Source organism: Staphylococcus sp. EG-SA-2 (genome assembly GCF_017152085.1).
Map to the genome: position 1 here is coordinate 1 of NZ_JACYHC010000296.1, position 402 is coordinate 402.

Below are 402 nucleotides of genomic sequence, written 5' to 3' on the forward strand. Positions count from 1 at the left end.
ACATTCATATGTCTGGTGACTATAGCAAGGAGGTCACACCTGTTCCCATGCCGAACACAGAAGTTAAGCTCCTTAGCGTCGATGGTAGTCGAACTTACGTTCCGCTAGAGTAGAACGTTGCCAGGCAGTTTTTTAATCAAATTGTGGTTAAAAAATAAAATGGACAAGATAAAAAAAGTTATTGACTTAAATGTTAATAAAATGTATAATTAATTCTTGTCGGTAAGAAAAATGAACATTGAAAACTGAATGACAATATGTCAACGTTAATTCCAAAAAACGTAACTATAAGTTACAAACATTATTTAGTATTTATGAGCTAATCAAACATCATAATTTTTATGGAGAGTTTGATCCTGGCTCAGGATGAACGCTGGCGGCGTGCCTAATACATGCAAGTCG

Annotated in this window: 2 rRNA genes; both read left to right on the forward strand. The window is 35.1% G+C overall.

Features of this window, described 5'->3' with window-relative positions:
- Positions 1 to 11: 11 nt before the first annotated feature.
- Positions 12 to 126: ribosomal RNA gene (gene rrf, locus IDG60_RS02840) — 5S ribosomal RNA — on the forward strand.
- A 212-nt stretch (positions 127 to 338) separates the two neighbouring features.
- A 16S ribosomal RNA gene (locus IDG60_RS02845) occupies positions 339 to 402 on the forward strand; the annotation flags it as partial.